The sequence below is a fragment of the Bacillus sp. MD-5 genome (assembly GCF_002201875.1).
Taxonomy (GTDB): Bacteria; Bacillota; Bacilli; order Bacillales; family Bacillaceae; genus Bacillus; species Bacillus stercoris.
This window is the reverse complement of the sequence record NZ_CP021911.1, coordinates 2,605,908-2,630,263: the sequence shown is the minus strand read 5'-3', so window position 1 is coordinate 2,630,263 and position 24,356 is coordinate 2,605,908. Positions and strand designations below refer to the sequence as shown.

Annotated in this window: 19 protein-coding genes and 1 other annotated feature; of the genes, 17 read left to right on the top strand and 2 right to left on the bottom strand. The window is 43.9% G+C overall.

The window, feature by feature from the left end; all coding sequences use genetic code 11:
- Window positions 1–17: 17 nt before the first annotated feature.
- The 8 genes from leuC (at window position 18) to yihA (ending at window position 11,106) form a co-directional block, all read left to right on the top strand.
- Complete coding sequence (leuC, locus tag CDO84_RS13305) at window positions 18–1,436, top strand: 3-isopropylmalate dehydratase large subunit (protein ID WP_040082254.1); 1,419 nt, start codon at window positions 18–20, stop codon at window positions 1,434–1,436.
- A 12-nt stretch (window positions 1,437–1,448) separates the two neighbouring features.
- Window positions 1,449–2,048, top strand: a complete 600-nt coding sequence (gene leuD / locus CDO84_RS13300; RefSeq protein ID WP_014664869.1) for a 3-isopropylmalate dehydratase small subunit — start codon at window positions 1,449–1,451, stop codon at window positions 2,046–2,048.
- A gap of 118 nt (window positions 2,049–2,166) precedes the next feature.
- Window positions 2,167–3,171 carry a DNA damage checkpoint antagonist DdcA gene (gene ddcA, locus CDO84_RS13295; RefSeq protein WP_040082255.1) on the top strand — a complete coding sequence of 335 codons (1,005 nt, stop codon included), beginning with the start codon at window positions 2,167–2,169 and terminating at the stop codon, window positions 3,169–3,171.
- 227 nt (window positions 3,172–3,398) lie between these two features.
- On the top strand, window positions 3,399–4,673 hold the full coding sequence (gene tig / locus CDO84_RS13290; protein ID WP_040082256.1) for a trigger factor: 1,275 nt from the start codon (window positions 3,399–3,401) through the stop codon (window positions 4,671–4,673).
- Between the two features lie 272 nt (window positions 4,674–4,945).
- Window positions 4,946–6,208, top strand: coding sequence for an ATP-dependent protease ATP-binding subunit ClpX (gene clpX / locus CDO84_RS13285; RefSeq protein WP_003229613.1), 1,263 nt, complete (start codon window positions 4,946–4,948; stop codon window positions 6,206–6,208).
- Window positions 6,209–6,358: 150 nt separating this feature from the next.
- The gene (gene lonB, locus CDO84_RS13280; protein WP_040082257.1) at window positions 6,359–8,017 is read left to right on the top strand and encodes an ATP-dependent protease LonB; all 1,659 of its coding nucleotides are present in this window, start codon (window positions 6,359–6,361) and stop codon (window positions 8,015–8,017) included.
- 180 nt (window positions 8,018–8,197) lie between these two features.
- Entirely contained in the window at window positions 8,198–10,522 is a 2,325-nt protein-coding gene (gene lon, locus CDO84_RS13275; RefSeq protein WP_040082258.1) for an endopeptidase La, read from the top strand.
- Complete coding sequence (gene yihA / locus CDO84_RS13270; RefSeq protein WP_014114673.1) at window positions 10,519–11,106, top strand: ribosome biogenesis GTP-binding protein YihA/YsxC; 588 nt, start codon at window positions 10,519–10,521, stop codon at window positions 11,104–11,106. Before lon ends, yihA begins: the two co-directional genes overlap by 4 nt.
- 21 nt (window positions 11,107–11,127) lie before the next feature.
- On the opposite strand, the gene CDO84_RS13265 is transcribed toward yihA, so the two are convergent.
- Entirely contained in the window at window positions 11,128–11,625 is a 498-nt protein-coding gene (locus tag CDO84_RS13265; RefSeq protein ID WP_015714465.1) for a hypothetical protein, read from the bottom strand.
- Between the two features lie 229 nt (window positions 11,626–11,854).
- On the opposite strand from CDO84_RS13265, the gene hemA reads away from it, so the two are divergent.
- From hemA to cotN, 8 genes are all read left to right on the top strand, one after another.
- Window positions 11,855–13,222: a glutamyl-tRNA reductase gene (gene hemA / locus CDO84_RS13260; protein WP_014664862.1), complete on the top strand. Its 1,368-nt coding sequence runs from the start codon at window positions 11,855–11,857 to the stop codon at window positions 13,220–13,222.
- A gap of 7 nt (window positions 13,223–13,229) precedes the next feature.
- Window positions 13,230–14,060 (top strand): cytochrome c biogenesis protein, encoded by an 831-nt coding sequence (locus CDO84_RS13255; protein WP_003222575.1) that lies wholly within the window; start codon window positions 13,230–13,232, stop codon window positions 14,058–14,060.
- Between the two features lie 32 nt (window positions 14,061–14,092).
- The gene (gene hemC / locus CDO84_RS13250; protein WP_014664861.1) at window positions 14,093–15,037 is read left to right on the top strand and encodes a hydroxymethylbilane synthase; all 945 of its coding nucleotides are present in this window, start codon (window positions 14,093–14,095) and stop codon (window positions 15,035–15,037) included.
- Window positions 15,027–15,815 (top strand): uroporphyrinogen-III synthase, encoded by a 789-nt coding sequence (gene hemD, locus CDO84_RS13245; RefSeq protein WP_014664860.1) that lies wholly within the window; start codon window positions 15,027–15,029, stop codon window positions 15,813–15,815. Before hemC ends, hemD begins: the two co-directional genes overlap by 11 nt.
- Window positions 15,812–16,786, top strand: coding sequence for a porphobilinogen synthase (gene hemB / locus CDO84_RS13240; RefSeq protein ID WP_014664859.1), 975 nt, complete (start codon window positions 15,812–15,814; stop codon window positions 16,784–16,786). The genes hemD and hemB overlap by 4 nt, the downstream gene beginning before the upstream one ends.
- Before the next feature lie 29 nt (window positions 16,787–16,815).
- On the top strand, window positions 16,816–18,108 hold the full coding sequence (gene hemL, locus CDO84_RS13235) for a glutamate-1-semialdehyde 2,1-aminomutase (RefSeq protein WP_040082259.1): 1,293 nt from the start codon (window positions 16,816–16,818) through the stop codon (window positions 18,106–18,108).
- Between the two features lie 130 nt (window positions 18,109–18,238).
- Window positions 18,239–19,939, top strand: a complete 1,701-nt coding sequence (locus CDO84_RS13230) for a LysM peptidoglycan-binding domain-containing protein (RefSeq protein WP_040082260.1) — start codon at window positions 18,239–18,241, stop codon at window positions 19,937–19,939.
- Between the two features lie 32 nt (window positions 19,940–19,971).
- Window positions 19,972–20,997, top strand: a complete 1,026-nt coding sequence (gene cotN, locus CDO84_RS13225) for a spore coat protein CotN (protein WP_040082261.1) — start codon at window positions 19,972–19,974, stop codon at window positions 20,995–20,997.
- Window positions 20,998–21,015: 18 nt separating this feature from the next.
- Here cotN and CDO84_RS13220 read toward each other — a convergent pair whose 3' ends face one another.
- Window positions 21,016–21,207, bottom strand: coding sequence for a hypothetical protein (locus CDO84_RS13220; RefSeq protein WP_003222590.1), 192 nt, complete (start codon window positions 21,205–21,207; stop codon window positions 21,016–21,018).
- Between the two features lie 165 nt (window positions 21,208–21,372).
- Window positions 21,373–21,595: a binding site (T-box leader), on the top strand.
- Between the two features lie 59 nt (window positions 21,596–21,654).
- On the opposite strand from CDO84_RS13220, the gene valS reads away from it, so the two are divergent.
- On the top strand, window positions 21,655–24,297 hold the full coding sequence (gene valS, locus CDO84_RS13215) for a valine--tRNA ligase (RefSeq protein ID WP_014664855.1): 2,643 nt from the start codon (window positions 21,655–21,657) through the stop codon (window positions 24,295–24,297).
- Window positions 24,298–24,356 lie beyond the last annotated feature (59 nt).

The following is a 24,356-nucleotide window of genomic DNA, read 5'->3' as shown; positions in this document are numbered from 1 at the left end:
AGAGGGAGGAAATAAAGATGATGCCTCGAACAATCATCGAAAAGATTTGGGATCAGCATATTGTAAAACATGGTGAGGGAAAACCCGATCTTCTCTATATTGATTTGCATCTCATTCATGAGGTGACGTCACCTCAGGCATTTGAAGGTTTGAGACAAAAGGGAAGAAAGGTCAGAAGACCCCAAAACACATTTGCGACAATGGACCATAACATCCCGACCGTCAATCGTTTTGAGATAAAGGATGAAGTTGCGAAACGCCAAGTAACGGCGCTCGAAAGAAACTGTGAAGAATTTGGCGTGCGCCTTGCCGATCTTCACAGTGTGGATCAAGGGATTGTCCATGTCGTCGGCCCTGAACTGGGCTTAACGCTTCCAGGGAAAACGATCGTGTGCGGCGACAGTCATACATCAACACATGGCGCTTTCGGCGCTCTTGCATTCGGAATCGGGACGAGTGAAGTTGAACATGTCCTTTCCACACAGACTCTTTGGCAGCAGCGTCCGAAAACACTTGAAGTGCGTGTAGATGGAACGCTTCAAAAAGGGGTAACGGCAAAGGATGTCATTCTTGCTGTCATCGGTAAATACGGTGTGAAATTCGGCACTGGCTACGTCATTGAATACACTGGGGAAGTATTCAGAAATATGACGATGGATGAACGAATGACCGTTTGCAACATGTCAATTGAAGCAGGAGCAAGAGCAGGTTTGATTGCACCTGACGAGGTAACGTTTGAATATTGCAAAAACCGCAAGTACACGCCAAAAGGCGAAGAATTTGACAAGGCTGTAGAGGAATGGAAAGCGCTGCGCACAGACCCGGGCGCTGTTTACGATAAATCTATCGTCCTTGACGGCAACGACATTTCTCCTATGGTGACATGGGGCATTAACCCGGGAATGGTTCTTCCTGTCGATTCTGAAGTTCCAGCGCCGGAAAGCTTTTCTGCAGAAGATGACAAAAAAGAAGCGATTAGAGCTTATGAATATATGGGGCTGACTCCACATCAGAAAATCGAAGACATTAAAGTGGAGCACGTATTTATCGGTTCCTGCACAAATTCCCGCATGACTGACCTTCGTCAGGCTGCAGATATGATCAAAGGGAAGAAGGTAGCTGACAGCGTTAGAGCCATCGTCGTGCCAGGATCCCAAAGTGTGAAGCTTCAGGCTGAACAAGAAGGGCTTGACCAGGTTTTCTTGGAAGCTGGATTTGAGTGGAGAGAGTCAGGCTGCAGCATGTGTTTGAGTATGAATAATGATGTTGTTCCTGAGGGAGAGCGCTGTGCGTCAACCTCTAACCGCAACTTTGAGGGCAGACAAGGAAAAGGTGCAAGAACACATCTCGTCAGCCCGGCAATGGCTGCGATGGCTGCCATTCACGGACACTTCGTTGATGTCAGAAAGTTTTATCAGGAAAAAACAGTTGTGTAAGGAGTGCGCGAGATGGAACCTTTGAAATCACATACGGGGAAAGCGGCAGTATTAAATCGGATCAATGTTGATACTGACCAGATTATTCCTAAACAATTTTTGAAGCGGATTGAAAGAACAGGCTACGGGCGTTTTGCATTTTTTGACTGGAGATATGATGCGAATGGTGAACCGAATCCTGAATTTGAATTAAACCAGCCTGTTTATCAAGGAGCTTCCATTTTAATAGCAGGAGAAAACTTCGGCTGTGGATCATCGCGCGAACACGCTCCGTGGGCGCTTGATGATTATGGGTTTAAAATTATCATTGCGCCGTCATTTGCTGATATTTTCCATCAGAACTGCTTTAAAAACGGGATGCTTCCAATCCGCATGCCATATGACAATTGGAAACAGCTAGTCAGCCAGTATGAAAACCAGTCATTGCAAATGACTGTTGACCTTGAAAATCAGCTGATTCATGACAGTGAAGGCAATCAAATTTCATTTGAAGTTGATCCGCATTGGAAAGAGATGCTCATCAACGGCTATGATGAAATTTCATTAACGCTGCTGCTTGAAGATGAAATCAAGCTATTTGAATCGAAAAGAAGCTCTTGGCTTCAAGCCTGAAGAAGCGGCCGGTCTTAGTCCGGCGGCTTTTTTTGCCTGGTGAAACCTTTCATTTCTTGTGTTTGTTCACAGGTGTTGATACACTTGAACAAAATAAATGCCTGAAAGGAATATAGGTATGACGCATGACAAGAAAAACGCAAAAATTATTCCTTTTCCTCATCTGAAAGACCGCCTCGTGGAAAAAGGGATGTCATCACTCAAGGAAAAAAAGTATCAAGAAGCGCTTGAGCTGTTTTCTGAAGCAATGAAATATGATGATACTGAATCTGATCTTCACTTAGGGATGGCCATCTGCTTTTTAGAGCTGGGCGAACTGGAAGAGGCAAAAAGTGTGTGCGAGAAGATGCTCAAAGAAGGTTATGGCCATTATTTTACGGTTTTGCAGGTGTACATGACCATCTTAATTCAGCTCAAAAAATACGAAGAAGTCAAAAGCACTATTGAAGCCGTTTTGGAAGAAAATCAGCTGCCGGCAGATAGCGCCGAGCAATTTTACAAGCTGCTTGATTTCAGCCGGAAAATGACCGATCCGGATCGAGAGGACGAGGCTTGGGACGAAGAATACGAGGATACAATTGACACCGAGAAAGTGCTGGCAAGCCCTGAGGAGCAAATGAATCTCATTCATTCCTTGAAAGACCGTAACGTAGCAAAGTATACAGGGTTGCTCAAAACAATCCTTCAAGACCCCTCAGCCCACCCGATTATCAAAACGATGATTGTTATGCTGTTGGCCGAGCATGAGTACAGTAAACCTGTGCACATTAGTAAATTTGGCGAGTCGTTGACAATTGAACCGTCTGAGATTGTCCCGCCTGATGCCGCTCCGATTCTGCACCGTGTTCTCAGGGTGCTGGATGAGACACTTGGAAATGAAAATCCAACCTTGTATGCGGCCGTAGAAGAATTGTGGAGAAGACATTTATACGTTTTATATCCGTTCCAGCCGAAATTGCTGTCGGCTGATCTTTGGGCGGCTGCCCTGCATAAAGTCGGCTACGAGATGCACGGGATTGAAATTGAAAGAGAAGAACTTCATATGATGTATGAATTTACCGACAGAGAACTCGATGAAGCTTGCACAATGATAAAAGATATTGAAGAAATTTCTTATTTGTAAATCACGCCATATAGTTGAAAGCGCTATGTGTTATGTTATAATATAGTGGTTGTATTTGTGTATAACGGGTTATAAGAAATACGGTTGGACAGGCTTTGCAGTTCATTATTAACATCTATACATAATGATTCTGATCTTTGGCAGCTTTGTTTTTGTTGGACGAAGCCGAATGATTGCTTTAGAATGGAAGACCGACACAACCTGAATAGATTTTTGGAGGGAAACACATGTCTGTAAAATGGGAAAAACAAGAAGGCAACGAAGGCGTTTTAACGGTTGAAGTTGATGCTGAAACGTTTAAAACAGCACTTGATGATGCATTTAAAAAAGTAGTAAAACAAGTTTCAATTCCTGGATTCCGTAAAGGTAAAATTCCTCGCGGATTATTTGAACAGCGCTTTGGCGTAGAAGCTCTTTACCAAGATGCTTTGGATATTCTTCTTCCTGTAGAATACCCTAAAGCGGTTGAAGAAGCTGGAATCGAGCCTGTAGACCGTCCTGAAATCGATGTTGAAAAAATCGAAAAAGGCGAAAGCTTAATCTTCACTGCGAAAGTAACAGTAAAACCTGAAGTGAAGCTTGGCGACTACAAAGGCTTAGGCGTTGAAAAAGACGACACAACTGTAACTGACGAAGATGTTCAAAACGAACTAAAAGCGCTTCAAGAGCGTCAAGCTGAGCTTGTTGTAAAAGAAGAAGGCGCTGTTGAAGAAGGAAACACAGTTGTTCTTGATTTCGAAGGATTCGTTGACGGCGAAGCATTCGAAGGCGGAAAAGCTGAAAACTACTCTCTAGAAGTAGGTTCTGGTTCATTCATCCCTGGCTTCGAAGATCAATTAGTCGGCCTTGAAGCAGGTGCTGAGAAGGATGTTGAAGTGACATTCCCTGAAGAGTACCACGCTGAAGATCTTGCAGGCAAACCAGCTGTGTTCAAAGTGAAAATTCACGAAATCAAAGCGAAAGAGCTTCCTGAGCTTGACGATGAATTCGCTAAAGATATCGATGAAGAAGTGGAAACACTCGCTGAATTAACTGAAAAAACTAAGAAACGTTTAGAAGAAGCGAAAGAAAACGAAGCTGACGCTAAATTGCGTGAAGAGCTTGTTCTGAAAGCTTCTGAAAATGCTGAAATCGATGTGCCGCAAGCAATGGTTGACACTGAGCTTGACCGCATGCTGAAAGAATTCGAACAGCGTCTGCAAATGCAAGGCATGAACCTTGAGCTTTACACTCAATTCTCAGGCCAAGATGAAGCTGCGTTAAAAGAGCAAATGAAAGAAGATGCTGAAAAACGCGTAAAATCTAACCTGACTCTTGAGGCGATTGCGAAAGCGGAAAACCTTGAAGTATCAGATGAGGAAGTTGATGCTGAGCTTACAAAAATGTCTGAAGCATACAACATGCCTGTTGAAAATATTAAACAAGCCATCGGTTCTACTGACGCGATGAAAGAAGATTTAAAAGTTCGCAAAGCAATTGATTTTCTTGTAGAAAACCGTTAATATGGTGCATAATAATAGTAATAATAAAACAGGGCGCGAATCATTCGTGCCTTGTTTTGTACAATTATGAGTTATCTCTTTTTCTTGGGGCAAGATAGTTAATGCAGGGCAGTTTTTTGTCATACATATAGAATGTGCAAGTCAGAAACACATTGTTACCGTCTTTTTGGAAAGTATGGTAAAATGCAATACATACTCGTTTCGTTTCAAGAATCATTTTCTTTTGCTCTGCCGGTAAAAGAAAAAGTGAGACAAGATTAAGGGGTGAAAGAATGTTTAAATTTAACGAGGAAAAAGGACAATTGAAATGCTCGTTCTGTGGAAAAACACAAGATCAGGTTCGTAAGCTTGTAGCTGGGCCTGGTGTATATATATGTGACGAATGTATCGAACTCTGCACTGAAATTGTAGAGGAAGAACTCGGAACAGAAGAAGAAGTAGAATTTAAAGACGTACCAAAGCCTCAGGAAATTCGTGAAATCTTGAATGAATATGTCATCGGCCAAGACCAAGCGAAGAAATCACTTGCTGTTGCTGTGTATAACCACTATAAGCGCATTAACTCCAACAGCAAAGTCGATGATGTTGAGCTTTCAAAAAGTAATATTTCATTAATCGGGCCTACAGGAAGCGGTAAAACCCTTCTGGCGCAAACGTTGGCTCGCATTTTAAATGTGCCGTTTGCGATTGCAGACGCTACATCTTTGACTGAAGCTGGATACGTGGGTGAAGATGTAGAGAATATTCTCTTGAAACTCATTCAAGCTGCTGATTATGATGTGGAAAAAGCCGAAAAAGGCATTATCTATATTGATGAAATCGATAAAGTGGCTAGAAAATCTGAAAACCCGTCTATCACACGTGACGTGTCAGGTGAGGGCGTACAGCAGGCATTGCTTAAAATTCTTGAGGGTACAGTGGCGAGCGTGCCGCCTCAAGGAGGACGTAAGCATCCTCATCAAGAATTCATTCAAATTGACACAACAAATATTTTGTTCATTTGCGGCGGAGCTTTCGATGGTATCGAACAAATCATCAAACGCCGTTTAGGCCAAAAAGTGATTGGATTCGGTGCTGACAACAAAGCTGCTGATCTTGAGAAAGAAGATCTTCTTTCAAAAGTGCTTCCTGAAGATTTGCTCCGCTTCGGGTTAATTCCTGAGTTTATCGGACGTCTTCCGGTTATTGCAAGCCTTGAAAAGCTTGACGAAGAAGCTTTGGTTGCGATCTTAACAAAACCGAAAAACGCTCTTGTTAAGCAATTTAAGAAAATGCTTGAGCTTGACAACGTTGAGCTTGAGTTTGAAGAAGAAGCGCTTTCTGAAATTGCTAAAAAAGCGATTGAACGCAAGACTGGCGCACGCGGACTCCGTTCTATCATTGAAGGCATCATGCTTGATGTGATGTTTGAGCTGCCTTCTCGTGATGACATTGAAAAATGTGTGATTACCGGAGCAACTGTGACACACGGAGAGCCTCCTCGCCTCTTATTAAAAGACGGCACTGAGGTTAGCCAAGATAAAACATCTGCATAAAGATAAACACAAACCTCCTGAATGAATCATTCAGGAGGTTTTTTGCATGTAAACTCTTCCGGAAAAACGTTTATTCCCGCCTCCTATGGGAGATACTAGCAATCAGAGGAATGAATTGGATACATAAATTGTTTTTCAGGAGGGACCACCATGAGTTGGACAGGGATCGCGTTATTTATTCAGCTGTTTTTTGGGATCATCATTGGTTTGTATTTTTGGAATTTGCTTAAAAATCAAAGGACACAAAAGGTCACGATAGATAAAGAATCAAAGAAGGAAATGGAGCAGCTTCGGAAAATGCGCGCTATCAGCTTGTCCGAGCCATTATCTGAGAAGGTCCGCCCCAAAAGTTTTCAAGATATTGTCGGACAGGAAGACGGTATTAAAGCATTAAAGGCGGCTTTGTGCGGACCGAATCCTCAGCATGTCATTGTCTATGGACCGCCGGGAGTTGGAAAAACGGCTGCTGCGCGGCTTGTGTTGGAAGAAGCAAAAAAACATAAACAATCACCGTTTAAAGAGCAAGCTGTTTTTGTGGAACTCGATGCGACAACAGCCCGTTTTGATGAAAGAGGAATTGCCGATCCGCTCATCGGCTCTGTCCATGACCCGATATACCAAGGGGCCGGAGCAATGGGGCAGGCTGGGATACCGCAGCCGAAGCAGGGAGCTGTCACTCATGCCCATGGCGGTGTGCTGTTTATTGATGAAATAGGGGAGCTGCATCCGATTCAAATGAATAAAATGCTGAAGGTGCTTGAGGACAGAAAAGTCTTTTTAGACAGTGCGTATTACAGTGAGGAAAATACACAAATTCCGAATCACATTCATGATATTTTTCAAAATGGGCTGCCGGCTGATTTTCGCCTGATTGGCGCAACCACAAGAATGCCAAACGAAATTCCGCCAGCTATCAGGTCCCGCTGTTTGGAGGTTTTTTTCCGCGAGCTTGAAAAGGACGAACTGAAAACTGTTGCCAAAACAGCAGCGGATAAAATTGAAAAAAATATCTCTGAAGAAGGCCTCGATCTGCTGACCAGCTACACGCGGAACGGACGGGAAGCTGTCAATATGATTCAAATCGCAGCGGGGATGGCTGTTACGGAGAATCGGAAAGACATTACCATTGAGGATATTGAATGGGTCATCCACTCTAGTCAGCTTACACCGAAGCATGAGCAAAAAATCGGTGTTGAACCGCAGGTCGGCATTGTAAATGGACTTGCAGTCTATGGGCCTAACAGCGGGTCGCTTCTGGAAATCGAAGTAAGTGTAACCGCGGCTCAAGATAAAGGATCAATTAATATCACAGGAATTGCTGAAGAAGAAAGCATCGGCAGCCAATCAAAATCAATCAGGCGAAAAAGCATGGCGAAGGGTTCGGTTGAAAATGTGTTAACCGTGCTCCGGACAATGGGAATGAAGCCGTCTGATTATGATATTCACATCAATTTCCCAGGAGGGGTTCCGATTGATGGGCCGTCAGCAGGCATCGCGATGGCGGCGGGGATTTTCTCGGCGATACACAAAATTCCTATTGACAATACCGTTGCGATGACAGGCGAAATCAGCTTGAACGGCCTTGTGAAACCTATCGGAGGCGTTATACCGAAAATAAAAGCGGCCAAGCAGTCCGGTGCGAAAAAGGTGATTATCCCACATGAAAATCAGCAGGCGATCTTAAAGCAGATTGACGAAATCGAGATTATTGCAGTGAAGACGTTCCAAGAAGTGCTTGATGAAATTTTAGTGAATCCGCCAACGGAACAAAAACCGTTCCATATTGAAATTAATAAAGAATCCGTTTAAACCCTATTTTTATAATAGGGTTTTTTTCATGAAGGACATCTTTTCCTTTTTCATATCAGAAAGAAAGGGTATACTACGAGGAGACTGTTTTATAGAAAATGGAACCATGCCGTTTATTGTACAAGGATGAAAAAGTTGTATTATAATGGTTCATACTAAAGTCACGGAGGTGTCAGTCACATGGCAGAAGAATTAAAACGCAGCATCCCGCTCCTCCCTTTAAGAGGTTTATTAGTGTACCCGACGATGGTTTTGCATTTAGATGTAGGACGTGACAAGTCGGTTCAGGCTCTTGAACAGGCAATGATGCATGATCATATGATATTTTTAGCCACTCAGCAGGATATTTCGATAGACGAACCTGGTGAAGACGAGATTTTCACTGTCGGCACCTATACAAAAATTAAGCAAATGCTGAAGCTTCCGAACGGTACGATTCGTGTGTTGGTGGAGGGCCTCAAGCGCGCCCAAATCGTTAAATATAATGAACACGAGGAATACACGTCGGTTGACATTCAACTCATTCATGAAGATGATTCAAAAGATACAGAAGACGAAGCGTTGATGCGGACTTTGCTAGACCACTTTGATCAGTACATAAAAATTTCTAAAAAAATCTCGGCCGAAACGTACGCCGCGGTTACTGATATCGAAGAGCCGGGGAGAATGGCAGACATCGTTGCTTCTCATCTGCCCCTTAAACTAAAGGATAAGCAGGATATTTTAGAAACGGCAGATGTCAAAGACAGGCTGAACAAGGTCATTGATTTTATTAATAATGAAAAAGAAGTGCTGGAGATTGAGAAAAAAATCGGCCAGCGTGTCAAACGTTCAATGGAACGTACGCAGAAGGAATACTATTTGCGTGAACAGATGAAAGCGATCCAAAAAGAGCTTGGCGATAAAGAAGGCAAAACTGGCGAAGTTCAGACGCTGACTGAAAAAATTGAAGAAGCAGGCATGCCTGATCATGTGAAGGAAACAGCCCTTAAGGAATTGAACCGATATGAAAAAATTCCGTCAAGTTCTGCGGAAAGCTCCGTCATCCGCAGCTATATCGACTGGCTGATTGCTCTCCCGTGGACGGATGAAACAGATGATAAGCTTGATTTGAAAGAAGCAGGACGTCTCTTGGACGAAGAGCATCACGGACTTGAAAAAGTAAAAGAACGTATTTTAGAATATTTGGCTGTCCAGAAGCTGACAAAATCCCTGAAAGGCCCGATCCTCTGTTTGGCAGGACCTCCAGGTGTCGGAAAGACGTCTTTAGCCAAATCAATTGCAAAAAGCTTGGGACGGAAATTCGTCAGGATCTCACTCGGAGGAGTACGGGATGAATCAGAGATCCGCGGACACAGACGAACCTATGTCGGAGCAATGCCGGGACGGATTATTCAGGGGATGAAAAAAGCCGGCAAGCTGAATCCAGTTTTCTTATTAGATGAAATTGACAAAATGTCATCTGATTTTAGAGGAGACCCGTCATCTGCTATGCTTGAAGTGCTTGATCCAGAGCAAAACAGCAGCTTCAGTGATCACTATATTGAAGAAACCTTTGATTTATCAAAAGTGCTGTTTATCGCAACGGCGAACAATTTGGCTACAATTCCAGGCCCGCTCAGAGACAGAATGGAAATTATTAATATCGCAGGCTACACAGAAATAGAAAAACTCGAAATCGTAAAGGATCACTTGCTTCCAAAGCAGATCAAAGAACACGGGCTGAAGAAAAGCAACTTGCAGCTGCGTGATCAGGCGATTCTTGATATTATTCGTTACTATACGAGAGAAGCGGGTGTAAGAAGCCTTGAACGCCAGCTTGCCGCAATTTGCCGAAAAGCTGCAAAAGCCATTGTTGCTGAAGAGCGAAAACGGATTACGGTTACTGAGAAGAACCTTCAAGATTTTATCGGAAAACGCATTTTCAGATATGGACAAGCTGAAACAGAGGATCAAGTTGGTGTAGTGACAGGGCTTGCGTATACAACCGTTGGCGGAGATACGCTTTCGATTGAAGTATCGCTTTCACCGGGAAAAGGGAAATTAATCCTGACTGGAAAGCTCGGAGATGTAATGAGAGAGTCAGCTCAGGCAGCATTCAGCTATGTGCGATCCAAAACAGAAGAACTTGGCATTGAACCTGACTTTCATGAGAAGTATGATATTCATATACATGTACCAGAGGGTGCGGTGCCTAAAGATGGTCCGTCAGCCGGCATTACGATGGCAACAGCACTTGTTTCTGCTTTAACGGGGCGGGCAGTTTCTCGTGAAGTCGGCATGACTGGGGAAATTACGCTTCGCGGGCGCGTGCTGCCAATCGGCGGACTGAAGGAAAAAGCGCTTGGCGCACATAGAGCGGGATTGAAGACCATTATTGCGCCTAAAGAGAATGAAAAAGATATAGAGGATATTCCTGAAAGCGTCAGAGAGGGGCTGACATTTAAATTGGCATCCCACCTAGACGAAGTTTTGGAACATGCCTTAGTAGGAGAGAAGAAATGAAAGTCACAAAGTCAGAAATCGTGATCAGTGCAGTAAAACCGGAACAGTACCCTGAAGGAGGGCTACCGGAAATTGCATTGGCCGGAAGATCAAACGTAGGAAAATCGTCTTTTATCAATTCATTAATCAATCGCAAAAATCTTGCGAGAACATCGTCAAAGCCTGGAAAAACACAAACGCTTAATTTCTATATTATCAATGATGAGCTGCATTTTGTGGATGTGCCGGGGTACGGTTTTGCCAAAGTGTCAAAGTCTGAGCGTGAAGCTTGGGGCAGAATGATTGAAACCTATATCACGACACGCGAGGAATTAAAAGCAGTGGTACAGATCGTTGATTTGCGGCATGCGCCATCCAATGATGATGTACAGATGTATGAATTCTTAAAGTATTACGGCATTCCTGTTATTATTATCGCTACAAAGGCGGATAAGATCCCGAAAGGAAAATGGGACAAACACGCGAAGGTTGTCCGACAAACATTAAATATTGATCCGGAAGACGAGCTGATTCTCTTTTCCTCAGAAACGAAAAAGGGGAAAGACGAAGCTTGGGGAGCGATCAAAAAAATGATAAACCGGTAGAGAATCCTCTACCGGTTTTATTTATCGTATAGATTTTTTCCGTTTTATCAATAATAACAATAAACTGATTCCAATAAAGACAAACGGCCAATACTCCTTCAGAAGTGCTGTTGGAATATGCGCAGACTCAAGCCACGCCATAATTTGTTTGAAAAAGTACAAAAACAGGGAAAAACAAATCATCGACACAGCCTCATATACATATTCTTTTTTTTGAACGGTTGAAACGAGTAGTGAGAAGCCGATCATAAAGAGAAGCATTTCAAAATCATCCGGCCACCATACCCATTTCGGCTTGGCAAAAAAGTGTAAACCGATCCCGAAGAGAAGCAAACCGATAAAGAAATGGGGTGCAACGGCTTCTTTTTTTCCTTGATATACAAAGGCTGCGCCTAACAGCATGAGGAGAACAGGCCATTGATCCTGTCCTGAAAACAGTTCCGCTTGGCCGCTTTCAAGCCAAGCATATACAGAAGCGGCAAGCAGCAGACAAGGGAATAAAATTGATTTTTGTTTCATGCATATCACCTTCTTGTTTTTTAGAGCTGATGTGTAGTAAATTTCTGCTGTTTTTGGTATTGTCAATAGGAATGCTTCTTTTCCCTGAAGCTTTTTCTAATATAGCATAAGAATTTTAAAATCTGTTCACATTTTGTGAAAGAATCTATGTTATAATTATTATAAATAATGAGTTCTATGTTAGAATAATTATAAATTAAGATTGGGTGTTGGGGGTGTAATTAAAGCGATGCATATACTTGTTGTGGGAGTAGATTATAAATCCGCCCCTATTGAGATACGTGAAAAAGTAAGTTTTCAGCCGAATGAGCTGGCAGACGCAATGGTGCAGCTGAAAGAAGAGAAAAGCATTCTGGAAAACATCATTGTCTCCACCTGCAACCGCACTGAAATTTATGCGGTAGTCGACCAGCTCCATACCGGCCGTTATTATATAAAAAAGTTCTTAGCTGATTGGTTTCAATTAAGCAAAGAAGAGCTGTCACCGTTCTTAACATTTTATGAGAGCGATGCAGCTGTTGAGCATTTATTCCGTGTAGCCTGCGGATTGGATTCGATGGTGATTGGTGAAACGCAGATTCTCGGACAGGTACGCGACAGCTTTAAAACAGCTCAGCAAGAAAAAACGATCGGGACTATTTTTAATGAGCTGTTTAAGCAGGCTGTTACAGTGGGCAAACGGACTCACGCCGAAACAGACATTGGCTCAAATGCGGTGTCTGTAAGCTATGCTGCAGTTGAACTTGCTAAAAAAATCTTCGGAAATCTCTCAAGCAAGCACATATTGATTCTCGGTGCGGGAAAAATGGGCGAGCTTGCTGCAGAAAACCTGCACGGACAAGGAATCGGCAAGGTCACTGTCATTAACCGAACATACTTGAAAGCGAAAGAGCTTGCTGACCGTTTCTCCGGTGAAGCGAGAAGCTTGAATCAGCTTGAAAGCGCGCTTGCGGAGGCTGATATTCTAATCAGTTCAACCGGTGCAAGTGAATTTGTCGTGTCCAAAGAGATGATGGAAAACGCGAATAAGCTTCGCAAGGGACGTCCGCTGTTTATGGTGGACATTGCAGTGCCTAGAGATCTTGATCCGGCGCTGAATGATCTTGAAGGTGTTTTTCTTTATGATATCGACGATCTGGAAGGCATTGTAGAAGCGAACATGAAAGAGCGGAGAGAAACCGCTGAAAAAGTTGAACTGTTAATTGAAGAAACCATTGTCGAATTTAAACAATGGATGAATACACTTGGTGTTGTGCCGGTTATTTCTGCATTGCGCGAAAAGGCGCTTGCCATCCAGTCAGAAACGATGGACAGCATCGAGCGTAAGCTGCCTCACTTAAGCACAAGAGAGAAAAAACTGTTGAACAAACACACCAAAAGTATCATTAACCAAATGCTGCGTGATCCGATTTTAAAGGTGAAAGAGCTTGCAGCAGATGTTGATTCTGAAGAAAAGCTCGCGTTGTTTATGCAGATTTTTGATATTGAAGAAGCTGCGGGACGTCAAATGATGAAAACCCTTGAAAGCAGCCAGAAGGTCCACTCTTTTAAAAAGGCTGAATCAAAAGCGGGCTTTAGCCCACTTGTAAGTGAGTGAAAGCTGAATGATTGATACTGCAATGGCAAGACTTAATGAGGGGACAATCGTCATTTACGCGTTAAGTGTACTCTTTTATTTTATAGATTTTCTTCAACACAACCGGAAGGCTGGAAAAATGGCCTTCTGGTTGCTTTCTATTGTCTGGACTCTGCAAACCGTGTATTTGGCCTATTTTATGTGGGTGACGGGGCGGTTTCCGGTATTAAATGTGACGGAGGCGCTTTATTTTTATGCCTGGGTGCTTGTCACGCTGTCACTTGTATTGACAAAGCTTTTACGTGTTGACTTTATTGTGTTTTTTACAAATGTTATAGGATTTTCTATGATCGCCATTCACACATTTTCACCGACAGAGCAGCAGTCAGCGGCTTTTTCCGGGCAGCTTGTGTCAGAACTTTTGGTGATTCATATTACAATGGCGATTCTTTCATACGGCGCTTTTTCCCTTTCTTTCGTTTTTTCTGTGTTGTACATGTTTCAATATCATCTGCTGAAAAAGAAAAAGTGGGGAAAATGGCTGTTGAGAATAGAAGATTTATCAAAGCTTGATTATATGGCGTATGTTTTAAATGTGATCGGCGTTCCGATGCTGCTGCTGAGTTTGATTCTCGGCGTTATTTGGGCATATGTCTCTCTAGAAACGCTGTATTGGTTTGACGCCAAAGTGCTTGGTTCATTTGTCGTCCTGCTGCTGTACAGCTATTATCTTTATATCAGGCTGATTAAAGAGCTGCAAGGAAAGGTCGCTGCACTGTGGAATACGGCTTGTTTTCTCGTGCTGATGATCAATTATTTCCTGCTTGGAAGCCTGTCGCAATTCCATTGGTTCAGTTAAATGATGTCCCAAGCAGATTCGGGAGGAAAGAAATGATGAGAACGATTAAAGTAGGTTCCAGACGAAGCAAACTCGCTATGACTCAAACAAAATGGGTTATCCAAAAACTGAAAGAAATCAACCCTTCGTTTACTTTTGAAATTAAAGAGATCGTGACAAAGGGTGACCGGATTGTCGATGTCACACTCTCAAAAGTGGGTGGAAAAGGGCTGTTTGTCAAAGAAATTGAACAAGCGCTTTTAAACGAAGAAATTGATATGGCAGTGCACAGCATGAAGGACATGCCTGCTGTTTTGCCTGAAGGCCTTGTGATCGGCTGTATTCCTGAACGGGAAGATCCTCGTGATGCCCTTATTTCAAAGAATCGCGTAAAGCTTTCAGAAATGAAGGAAGGCGCTGTCATTGGCACAAGCAGTTTAAGAAGAAGCGCACAGCTTTTGATTGAGCGGCCTGACCTTACAATTAAATGGATTAGAGGGAATATAGATACGAGACTTCAAAAGCTTGAAACAGAGGATTATGACGCGATTATTTTAGCCGCTGCCGGCCTTTCCAGAATGGGGTGGAAGCAGGATGTCGTAACCGAATTCCTTGAGCCTGAGCGCTGTTTGCCTGCTGTGGGGCAAGGAGCACTGGCGATTGAGTGCCGAGAATCGGATGAAGAGCTGTTGGCGTTGTTTTCTCAGTTTACAGATGAATATACAAAACGGACTGTTTTGGCAGAACGTGCTTTTTTAAATGCGATGGAGGGCGGCTGCCAGGTTCCGATCGCAGGCTACTCTGTGTTAAACGGACAGGATGAAATTGAAATGACAGGGCTTGTCGCTTCTCCTGACGGCAAAATCATTTTTAAAGAAACCGTCACCGGGAACGATCCGGAGGAAGTAGGAAAGCGTTGTGCCGCTCTTATGGCTGACAAAGGAGCAAAAGATTTAATTGATCGTGTAAAACGGGAGCTTGATGAGGATGGAAAATGATTTTCCCCTGAAAGGAAAAACAGTGCTTGTCACCCGGAATAAGGCACAGGCTACATCATTCCGGCACAAAGTGGAGGCGCTCGGCGGAAAAGCGGTTTTGACCTCTTTGATTACGTTTCGCCCCGCTTTGCCGAATGATGTTGCGGAACAGGTGAGAGAGGATCTTGCCGCGCCAGGCTGGCTTGTTTTTACAAGCGTGAATGGGGCAGACTTCTTTTTTTCTTATCTGAAGGAAAATCAGCTTATTCTCCCTGCACATAAAAAAATTGCGGCCGTCGGTGAAAAAACCGCCTGCCGTTTAAAAACGCATAACGTATCGGTTGATGTGATGCCACAGGACTATATTGCTGAACAATTGGCTGCAGCTCTTAAGCAGCATGCTGAACCGGGAGAGCGGATTACCGTGATGAAGGGGAATTTGTCACGTGATGTGATAAAACAAGAGCTTGTTCCGCTCGGTTTTGAAGTGAAGGAATGGGTTCTCTACGAAACGATTCCGGACGAAGAAGGCATCAAGGCACTGAAGAAGGCTGCGGGTCAATATTCCTTTGACTATGTAACATTTACGAGTTCATCAACCGTACATACGTTTATGCATGTCTTGGGAGAAGAATTAAAAAAGTGGAAGGCGAATGAGACTGCCTGTATCACCATCGGACCTTTAACAAGGGACGCCCTTCTGACGTATGGCATTACATCGTATACACCAGATACATTTACAATAGATGGCATGCTTGAGTTAATGTGCAGCATGTCTAGAGAGGAAGAGAGAATATGAGTCAATCATTTAATAGACACCGCCGCCTGCGGACATCAAATGCAATGAGAGAGATGGTAAAGGAAACACGTTTGCATCCATCCGATTTTATCTATCCGATTTTTGTCGTAGAAGGGCTTGAAGGCAAAAAAGCTGTTCCGTCAATGCCTGATGTTTATCATGTATCATTAGATCTATTGAAGGATGAAGTAGCTGAGCTGGTCAAACTGGGAATTCAATCTGTTATCGTGTTCGGCATCCCGGAAGAAAAGGATGATTGCGGAACTCAAGCGTACCATGATCATGGTATCGTTCAAAAAGCCATCACGGAAATTAAAAAACACTTCCCTGAAATGGTGGTTGTCGCTGACACGTGCTTATGCGAATATACAGACCACGGCCATTGCGGACTTGTCAAAGATGGGGTCATCCTCAATGATGAATCGCTTGAGCTTTTAGCACAGACAGCTGTCAGCCAAGCGAAGGCAGGTGCGGATATCATTGCGCCATCAAACATGATGGACGGATTTGTTACAGTGATCAGAGAAGCGCTCGATAAAGAAGGATTCGTCAATATTCCAATCATGTCTTACGCTGTAAAATATTCAAGTGAGTTTTACGGTCCGTTCCGTGACGCAGCAAACAGCACACCGCAATTTGGTGACCGCAAAACATATCAGATGGATCCTGCCAACCGTATGGAGGCACTCCGCGAAGCACAATCAGATGTCGAGGAAGGCGCGGACTTTTTGATTGTCAAACCTTCGCTTTCCTATATGGATATCATGCGTGACGTGAAAAATGAGTTTGCTTTGCCGCTCGTCGCTTATAATGTAAGCGGAGAGTATTCAATGGTGAAGGCTGCAGCGCAGAACGGCTGGATCAAAGAAAAAGAAATCGTGTTGGAAATTTTGACAAGCATGAAGCGCGCGGGTGCCGACCTGATTATTACGTATCATGCGAAAGACGCAGCGAAATGGCTTGCGGAGTAATTTTATTCAGTTGACAGGAGTTGAGGCAGATGAGAAGCTATGAAAAATCAAAAACGGCTTTTAAAGAAGCGCAAAAACTCATGCCGGGTGGTGTGAACAGTCCCGTTCGCGCATTTAAATCGGTAGACATGGACCCGATTTTTATGGAGCGCGGAAAAGGCTCGAAAATCTTTGATATTGACGGGAATGAATATATTGACTACGTCTTGTCATGGGGGCCTTTAATTTTAGGACATACGAATGACCGTGTTGTTGAAAGCCTTAAAAAAGTGGCTGAATACGGGACAAGCTTCGGTGCTCCGACAGAAGTGGAAAATGAACTCGCAAAGCTCGTCATTGATCGTGTGCCATCTGTAGAAATTGTACGTATGGTCAGCTCCGGAACGGAGGCTACAATGAGCGCCCTCCGTTTGGCAAGGGGCTATACGGGCCGCAACAAGATTCTAAAATTTGAGGGCTGCTACCACGGACACGGCGATTCCCTCTTGATTAAAGCAGGTTCAGGTGTAGCCACCCTCGGTCTGCCTGACAGCCCTGGTGTGCCTGAAGGTATTGCAAAAAACACCATCACCGTTCCGTATAATGATTTAGAAAGTGTAAAGCTTGCTTTCCAGCAATTCGGTGAAGACATTGCGGGAGTCATTGTAGAGCCGGTTGCCGGAAATATGGGCGTTGTTCCGCCGCAAGAAGGCTTCCTGCAGGGTCTGCGTGATATCACTGAGCAATATGGCTCCCTGCTGATTTTTGATGAAGTGATGACAGGCTTCCGCGTCGACTATAACTGCGCTCAAGGCTACTTCGGCGTAACGCCTGACCTGACTTGTTTAGGAAAAGTAATCGGGGGCGGACTTCCTGTTGGCGCTTATGGCGGAAAGGCAGAAATCATGGAACAGATCGCTCCGAGCGGTCCGATCTATCAAGCGGGTACATTGTCAGGCAACCCGCTTGCGATGACGGCTGGATTAGAGACATTGAAGCAGCTGACACCTGAATCCTACAAGAATTTCATCAAAAAAGGAGACAGGCTGGAAGAAGGAATTTCAAAAGCCGCCGAGGCACATGGCATTCCGCATACCTTTAACCGTGCAGGCTCCATGATTGGTTTCTTCTTTACAAACGAACCTGTCATCAATTATGAAACAGCGAAATCATCAGATTTGAAGCTGTTTGCAAGCTATTATAAAGGGATGGCAAATGAAGGGGTTTTCCTTCCGCCATCACAATTCGAAGGACTGTTTCTCTCAACGGCCCATACTGATGAAGATATTGAAAACACAATTCAGGCAGCTGAGAACGTATTTGCTGAGATCAGCCGCAGATAAGAGTGAAAACCGGCATAAAGGACTCCTTGTGCCGGTTTTTTCGTGCGCTCCCACTCATATTTTCTCCAGTTCATACATACACCTTTAGTGACATCTAATTTTAAGGATTAGATGAAAGGAGGATATGAACTTGCCGCAAAATCATCGATTGCAATTTTCTGTAGAAGAATCGATCTGTTTCCAAAAAGGACAGGAAGTTTCTGAACTGCTTTCAATTTCATTAGATCCTGATATCAGGGTTCAGGAAGTAAATGATTATGTATCAATCAGAGGATCGCTTGAACTTACAGGTGAGTACAACATAGATCAAAACAAACATACCGAAGAGATGTATACAGATAAGCGGTTTGTTGAGCAAGTCAGAAAGAGAGAGGATGGAAGTGCGGAACTGGCTCACTGTTTTCCTGTGGATATTACCATTCCAAAAAATAAAGTGAGCCATTTACAGGATGTCTTTGTTTTTATTGACGCATTTGACTATCAATTAACGGATTCGCGCATTTTAACAATTCAAGCTGATTTAGCGATCGAAGGTCTTTTAGATGATACGCAAGACAAAGAACCGGAGATACCTTTATATGAAGCTTCTGAGGCGTTCAGGGAGGCAGAGCTTTCAGAGCCGCCGGCACATAATGTAGAAGAACCAGGTGCATCATCGGCAGAGAAAGCAGTTCTTCAGGATGAACCGCCAGAACTTTTTGTCTCAAAAGCAGGACTCCGTGAAGAACTGGAGACAGAAAAAGCAGAATCTGAGCCGCCTGAATCGGTTGCTTCAGAACCAGAGGCCAGAGAAGATGGAAAAGAGGAAGACGAGGCTGAAGAGCCTGCAGTGATGGAAGCAGAGGTTCGTACAGAATCGGAAACAGCAGAATCGGAGCCAGAACCTGCTGCTTCAGAAATAGAGATTCAAGAGATCGGTAAAGCAAAAAAAGAAACGGCAGAGCCAGCAGCTGCAGCAGATGTTCGTGAAAAAGCAGACTCTCCAGCGGAGGATGAGCTTCGTGAACACGCTGGCGCAGAAGAATCGCCTGCATTGGAAGCTGAACATCATTCAGAGACTGTGGTCAAAGAGGAAAAAGCAGAAACATCTATTCATGAATACGCATTGCGTCAAGAGGCTCAAAATGAAGAAGAGCCTCAATCGGATCAGACTGGTACGGCGCTTTGTCAAGAAGAGCCGGAACCGGATGGAGCTTTGGAGAATGTACCAGAGGCCGCTCTCTCCATAGAAGATAGCAGAGAATCAGCTTCAGCTGTATATGCGGAGAATGACAAAGCCGATTTGCATTTCCATTTCAATCAAAAAACAGGCTCGGAGGAGGCATCCCAAGAAGAATCGCCTGAACCGGCCTATCGTACCTTCCTGCCCGAACAAGAAGAGGAGGATTCTTTTTATTCAGCGCCTAAGCTGCTGGAGGAGGAAGAACAAGAGGACGAAAGCTTCGAAATTGAAGTGAGAAAAACACCACCGGCTGAAGAGCCTATGGAAGAAACACCTTTTCAATCCTTCCAGCTGCCTGAATCCTCTGAGACTGAAAGGAAGGAAACGAATGCTGTTCCTAGGGTTTCTCCTGCTGCTGAAACGAAGGAACCTCAAACAAAGGAAAGTGATAATTCTCTTTATCTAACGAAACTTTTTACAAGAGAAGAGGATGAGTTTTCGAGAATGAAAATCTGCATTGTGCAGCAGGAAGATACGATCGAACGTTTATGCGAACGGTATGAAATTACATCCCAGCAGCTGATCAGGATGAATTCTTTAGCCTTGGATGATGAATTAAAAGCAGGACAGATTCTCTATATTCCTCAATATAAAAATAGCCATGCATAAACCGTAAGCGATCGGAAAATGTGGTGAATGAAATGGAAGATACCCAATCGGTTCTTCAGGAATACGGACTGACTGCTCAATTTATTGAGCCTGTCAGTCCTCTTGTTTGGAAAGTGTATACAGACTACGGCGTATTCGCCCTGAAAAAGTTGAAAGAGGGTCGCGGCAGGCAATTTACAGATCATATGGTGGCGATTGAGGAAAAAGGTTTTCGTTCTTTTGTTCCCGTATACAGAACAAATAGCGGTGAGTTTTTCTCAGCAGGCAGGCAATACGGAGATACCTACTATTTAATGCCTTGGCTCCAATTTGACCAAGAAGAAGAACGTGATCAGAAACATGCTTATTTATTTAGAGAGACAGCCCGCCTTCACGAAAGAACCATGCAGGAACTAAAGGTTAGGCGTGATGAGATTGAACGGTATTACGATCAAACGAAAAAAAAGTGGGAACATGATAAGATCTTCTATGAACAGTTTGTGGATAGAGCAGAGAAGGAGTGGTACCTTTCTCCTTTTGAACTTCAGGCCATCACCTATTTTTCAGAAACCATTTCCGCGGTGAACTTTGCGCTGGAGCGGCTGGAGGACTGGTATGAGTCGGCAAAGGAAAAGGATGTTTCAAGGGTTGTAATGAACCACGGCAGCCTGTCTATACACCATTTTCTATATAATGATACCGGGACGGGATATTTTACAAACTTCGAAAGAGCTTCTGTCGGCCCGCCGCAAAACGACCTGCTCGGCTTTTTTACAAAAATGTTCAGAGGCTTTCCGAAAGCTTGTCCGGAATGCGTCGAATGGTTTTATGGATACACGAAATCATTTCCTTTACGTGAAGCGGAAGTCAGTCTATTTCTCAGCTATATGGCTTATCCGCAAGCCATGTACAAGGTGCTGAACGGTTATCAAGCCGGGAAAAGACAGCATGAAAAAGAAGAATGTACACAATTATTAAAGGCGTATTGGCAAATGAAAAATATAGAGCCGTTTGTGATGAAAATTCATCAGATTGAACAAGAGAAAAAATTCCAGGCTGAAAACGAGTCCACGTCTTAATGGCGCGGACTTGTTTGTTTATATCCATTCTAAATGAAGGGCGCAAGCTAAAAAGATTAGGATTGCGAGCAGCAAAACATCAAAGGTTGTCGGAAAGAAAATGGTTCTGATTCCTTGAAAAATCGTAATGGGAATAATCACTTGTGCGGATACAAGCCGAATTTGCCTGACCCATGGCGGCAGCGAATAAGAGCTGAAACGTTTCTTCACAGTGCATCCTCCTCTACGCATTTACAAGCATCATATGTAAACTTGGGCAATAGGTGCCTGCCTATCTGTATAGAAAGCGGTGTTTTTGGAAAAGATGATTGACGAATCAAAAACACTTTTACTATAATAAAGAACATAAATAATGTATACAATGAGCTGATAAATACACCTGCTTAGAACGGGAAGAGTACAAAAAAGGCGCATGCAGAGAGAGAAGCCGTTTGCTGAAAGGCTTCTTATGCTGTCTGATTGGAAGGTCGCCCGGGAGCATAATTTCTTGAAGGAAGAGTAGAGAAATTCGGGAAACACCCGTTATCTGTTATAAGTGCATGAACTGATAGAGTTCATGAAAAAAGGTGGTACCGCGAAAGAGTTTTTCGTCCTTTTACAGGGATGAAGAGCTCTTTTTTCGTTCTCAGCCATTTTTAAACATGCTGGAGGGTTATGATGGAAACGAATGAACAAACAATGCCGACGAAATATGATCCGGCAGCGGTCGAAAAAGACCGATATGATTTTTGGCTAAAAGGCAAATTTTTTGAAGCGGGCAGTGACCAAGCAAAAGAGCCATACTCTGTTGTCATCCCGCCGCCAAACGTAACTGGAAGACTACACCTTGGCCACGCATGGGATACAACGCTGCAAGACATTGTAACAAGAATGAAGCGCATGCAGGGCTATGATGTGCTGTGGCTGCCTGGCATGGACCACGCCGGCATCGCGACACAGGCTAAAGTGGAGGCGAAACTTCGTGAAGAAGGCAAATCCCGCTACGATTTGGGCCGTGAAAAATTCCTCGAAGAAACGTGGAAGTGGAAGGAAGAGTATGCTGACTTTATTCGCAGCCAGTGGGCGAAATTAGGTCTTGGCCTTGATTATTCCCGGGAACGTTTTACGCTGGATGAGGGCTTAAGCAAAGCGGTACGGGAAGTATTCGTTAAGCTTTATGAAAAAGGCCTGATCTACAGAGGCGAATATATTATTAACTGGGACCCAGCGACAAAGACAGCCCTATCCGACATTGAGGTGATTTACAAGGATGTTCAAGGCGCATTCTACCATATGAGCTATCCGCTTGCTGATGGGACAGGTTCAATTGAAATTGCGACGACACGTCCTGAAACGATGCTCGGTGATACAGCAGTTGCCGTTCACCCTGAAGACGAACGCTATAAACACCTTATCGGAAAAACGGTGATCCTGCCGATTGTAAATCGTGAAATTCCGATTGTCGGTGATGACTATGTTGATATGGAATTTGGTTCAGGTGCGGTGAAAATTACGCCTGCTCATGATCCGAACGACTTCGAGCTTGGCAACCGCCACAATTTAGAACGCATTCTTGTCATGAATGAAGACGGCACGATGAATGAAAATGCATTGCAATATCAAGGTATGGATCGTTTTGAATGCCGTAAAAAGCTCGTAAAAGATTTACAGGAAGCGGGAGTTCTCTTTAAAATCGAGGATCATATGCATTCTGTCGGCCATAGTGAACGAAGCGGGGCTGTTGTGGAGCCTTATCTTTCTACACAATGGTTTGTGCGCATGCAGCCGCTTGCTGATGCAGCGATTGAGCTGCAAAAGAAAGAAGAAAAAGTCAATTTTGTGCCTGACCGTTTTGAAAAAACGTATTTACACTGGATGGAAAACATTCGCGACTGGTGTATCTCCCGTCAGTTATGGTGGGGGCATCGTATTCCTGCCTGGTATCATAAAGAAACAGGAGAGCTATATGTCGGGCTTGAGGCGCCGGAGGATAGCGAAAATTGGGAACAGGATACAGACGTGCTGGACACATGGTTCAGTTCTGCGCTATGGCCTTTCTCCACAATGGGCTGGCCTGATGTAACAGCTGAAGACTTTAAACGCTACTATCCGACAGACGTTCTCGTGACAGGGTATGACATCATTTTCTTCTGGGTGTCACGCATGATTTTCCAAGGCATTGAATTTACAAACGAGCGCCCGTTCAAGGATGTTTTAATTCATGGCTTAATCCGTGACGAGCAAGGCCGGAAAATGAGTAAATCTCTTGGCAACGGTGTCGATCCGATGGATGTCATTGACAAGTACGGAGCTGATTCTCTGCGTTATTTCCTTGCGACTGGAAGCTCTCCTGGCCAGGATCTGCGCTTCAGCTATGAAAAAGTGGAATCGACATGGAATTTTGCCAATAAAATTTGGAACGCCTCTCGTTTTGCATTAATGAACATGGATGGCATGACGTACGATGAGCTTGATCTGTCAGGCGAAAAATCAGTCGCTGACAAGTGGATTTTAACGCGATTAAATGAAACGATCGAGCACGTGACCCAGCTTGCTGACCGATATGAATTTGGTGAAGTCGGACGCCATTTATATAACTTTATTTGGGATGATTTCTGTGACTGGTATATTGAAATGGCGAAGCTTCCGCTTTATGGAGAAGACGAAGCGGCTAAGAAAACTACCCGTTCCATCCTTGCTTACGTGCTTGATCAAACGATGCGTCTGCTCCATCCGTTTATGCCATTCTTAACGGAGGAAATTTGGCAGCACCTTCCTCACCAAGGGGAATCGATTACAGTAAGTCAATGGCCTGTTGTCGTGCCGGAGCATACTGATACGGAAGCGGCAGCTGACATGAAGCTTCTTGTTGAGCTGATCCGTTCTGTGCGTAATATCCGCAGTGAAGTCAATACGCCAATGAGCAAGCAGGTTGAACTGTATATTAAAACAAGCACAGACGAAATAGCAGCCCGCCTCGAAGCGAACCGTTCATATGTTGAACGCTTTACGAATCCGAGCGTTCTTAAAATCGGCACGGATATCGAGGCTGTTGATAAAGCGATGACGGCCGTTGTCTCAGGAGCAGAGGTTATTCTTCCGCTTGAAGGCTTAATTAATATTGATGAAGAAATTGCCCGTCTGCAAAAAGAATTCGATAAGCTGACGAAAGAAGTCGAGCGCGTCCAAAAGAAACTTGGAAATGAAGGATTTATGAAAAAAGCGCCTGCACACGTAATTGATGAAGAACGTGAAAAAGAAAAAGATTATGTGGCAAAGCGTGACGCTGTTCAAAAACGAATGGCTGAGCTGAAGGGCTAATGAAAAGCCGAGGCGGTTTCTAGAGAAACCGCCTTGTCTTATAAAAGAGGGGATTATCA

What these genes read in the sequence shown, in the direction of transcription:
- leuC (WP_040082254.1), top strand. Translation starts at nt 18, where the DNA reads ATGATGCCTCGAACAATCATCGAAAAGATTTGGGATCAGCATATTGTA.
- leuD (WP_014664869.1), top strand. Translation starts at nt 1,449, where the DNA reads ATGGAACCTTTGAAATCACATACGGGGAAAGCGGCAGTATTAAATCGG.
- ddcA (WP_040082255.1), top strand. Translation starts at nt 2,167, where the DNA reads ATGACGCATGACAAGAAAAACGCAAAAATTATTCCTTTTCCTCATCTG.
- tig (WP_040082256.1), top strand. Translation starts at nt 3,399, where the DNA reads ATGTCTGTAAAATGGGAAAAACAAGAAGGCAACGAAGGCGTTTTAACG.
- clpX (WP_003229613.1), top strand. Translation starts at nt 4,946, where the DNA reads ATGTTTAAATTTAACGAGGAAAAAGGACAATTGAAATGCTCGTTCTGT.
- lonB (WP_040082257.1), top strand. Translation starts at nt 6,359, where the DNA reads ATGAGTTGGACAGGGATCGCGTTATTTATTCAGCTGTTTTTTGGGATC.
- lon (WP_040082258.1), top strand. Translation starts at nt 8,198, where the DNA reads ATGGCAGAAGAATTAAAACGCAGCATCCCGCTCCTCCCTTTAAGAGGT.
- yihA (WP_014114673.1), top strand. Translation starts at nt 10,519, where the DNA reads ATGAAAGTCACAAAGTCAGAAATCGTGATCAGTGCAGTAAAACCGGAA.
- CDO84_RS13265 (WP_015714465.1), bottom strand. Translation starts at nt 11,625, where the DNA reads ATGAAACAAAAATCAATTTTATTCCCTTGTCTGCTGCTTGCCGCTTCT.
- hemA (WP_014664862.1), top strand. Translation starts at nt 11,855, where the DNA reads ATGCATATACTTGTTGTGGGAGTAGATTATAAATCCGCCCCTATTGAG.
- CDO84_RS13255 (WP_003222575.1), top strand. Translation starts at nt 13,230, where the DNA reads ATGATTGATACTGCAATGGCAAGACTTAATGAGGGGACAATCGTCATT.
- hemC (WP_014664861.1), top strand. Translation starts at nt 14,093, where the DNA reads ATGATGAGAACGATTAAAGTAGGTTCCAGACGAAGCAAACTCGCTATG.
- hemD (WP_014664860.1), top strand. Translation starts at nt 15,027, where the DNA reads ATGGAAAATGATTTTCCCCTGAAAGGAAAAACAGTGCTTGTCACCCGG.
- hemB (WP_014664859.1), top strand. Translation starts at nt 15,812, where the DNA reads ATGAGTCAATCATTTAATAGACACCGCCGCCTGCGGACATCAAATGCA.
- hemL (WP_040082259.1), top strand. Translation starts at nt 16,816, where the DNA reads ATGAGAAGCTATGAAAAATCAAAAACGGCTTTTAAAGAAGCGCAAAAA.
- cotN (WP_040082261.1), top strand. Translation starts at nt 19,972, where the DNA reads ATGGAAGATACCCAATCGGTTCTTCAGGAATACGGACTGACTGCTCAA.
- valS (WP_014664855.1), top strand. Translation starts at nt 21,655, where the DNA reads ATGGAAACGAATGAACAAACAATGCCGACGAAATATGATCCGGCAGCG.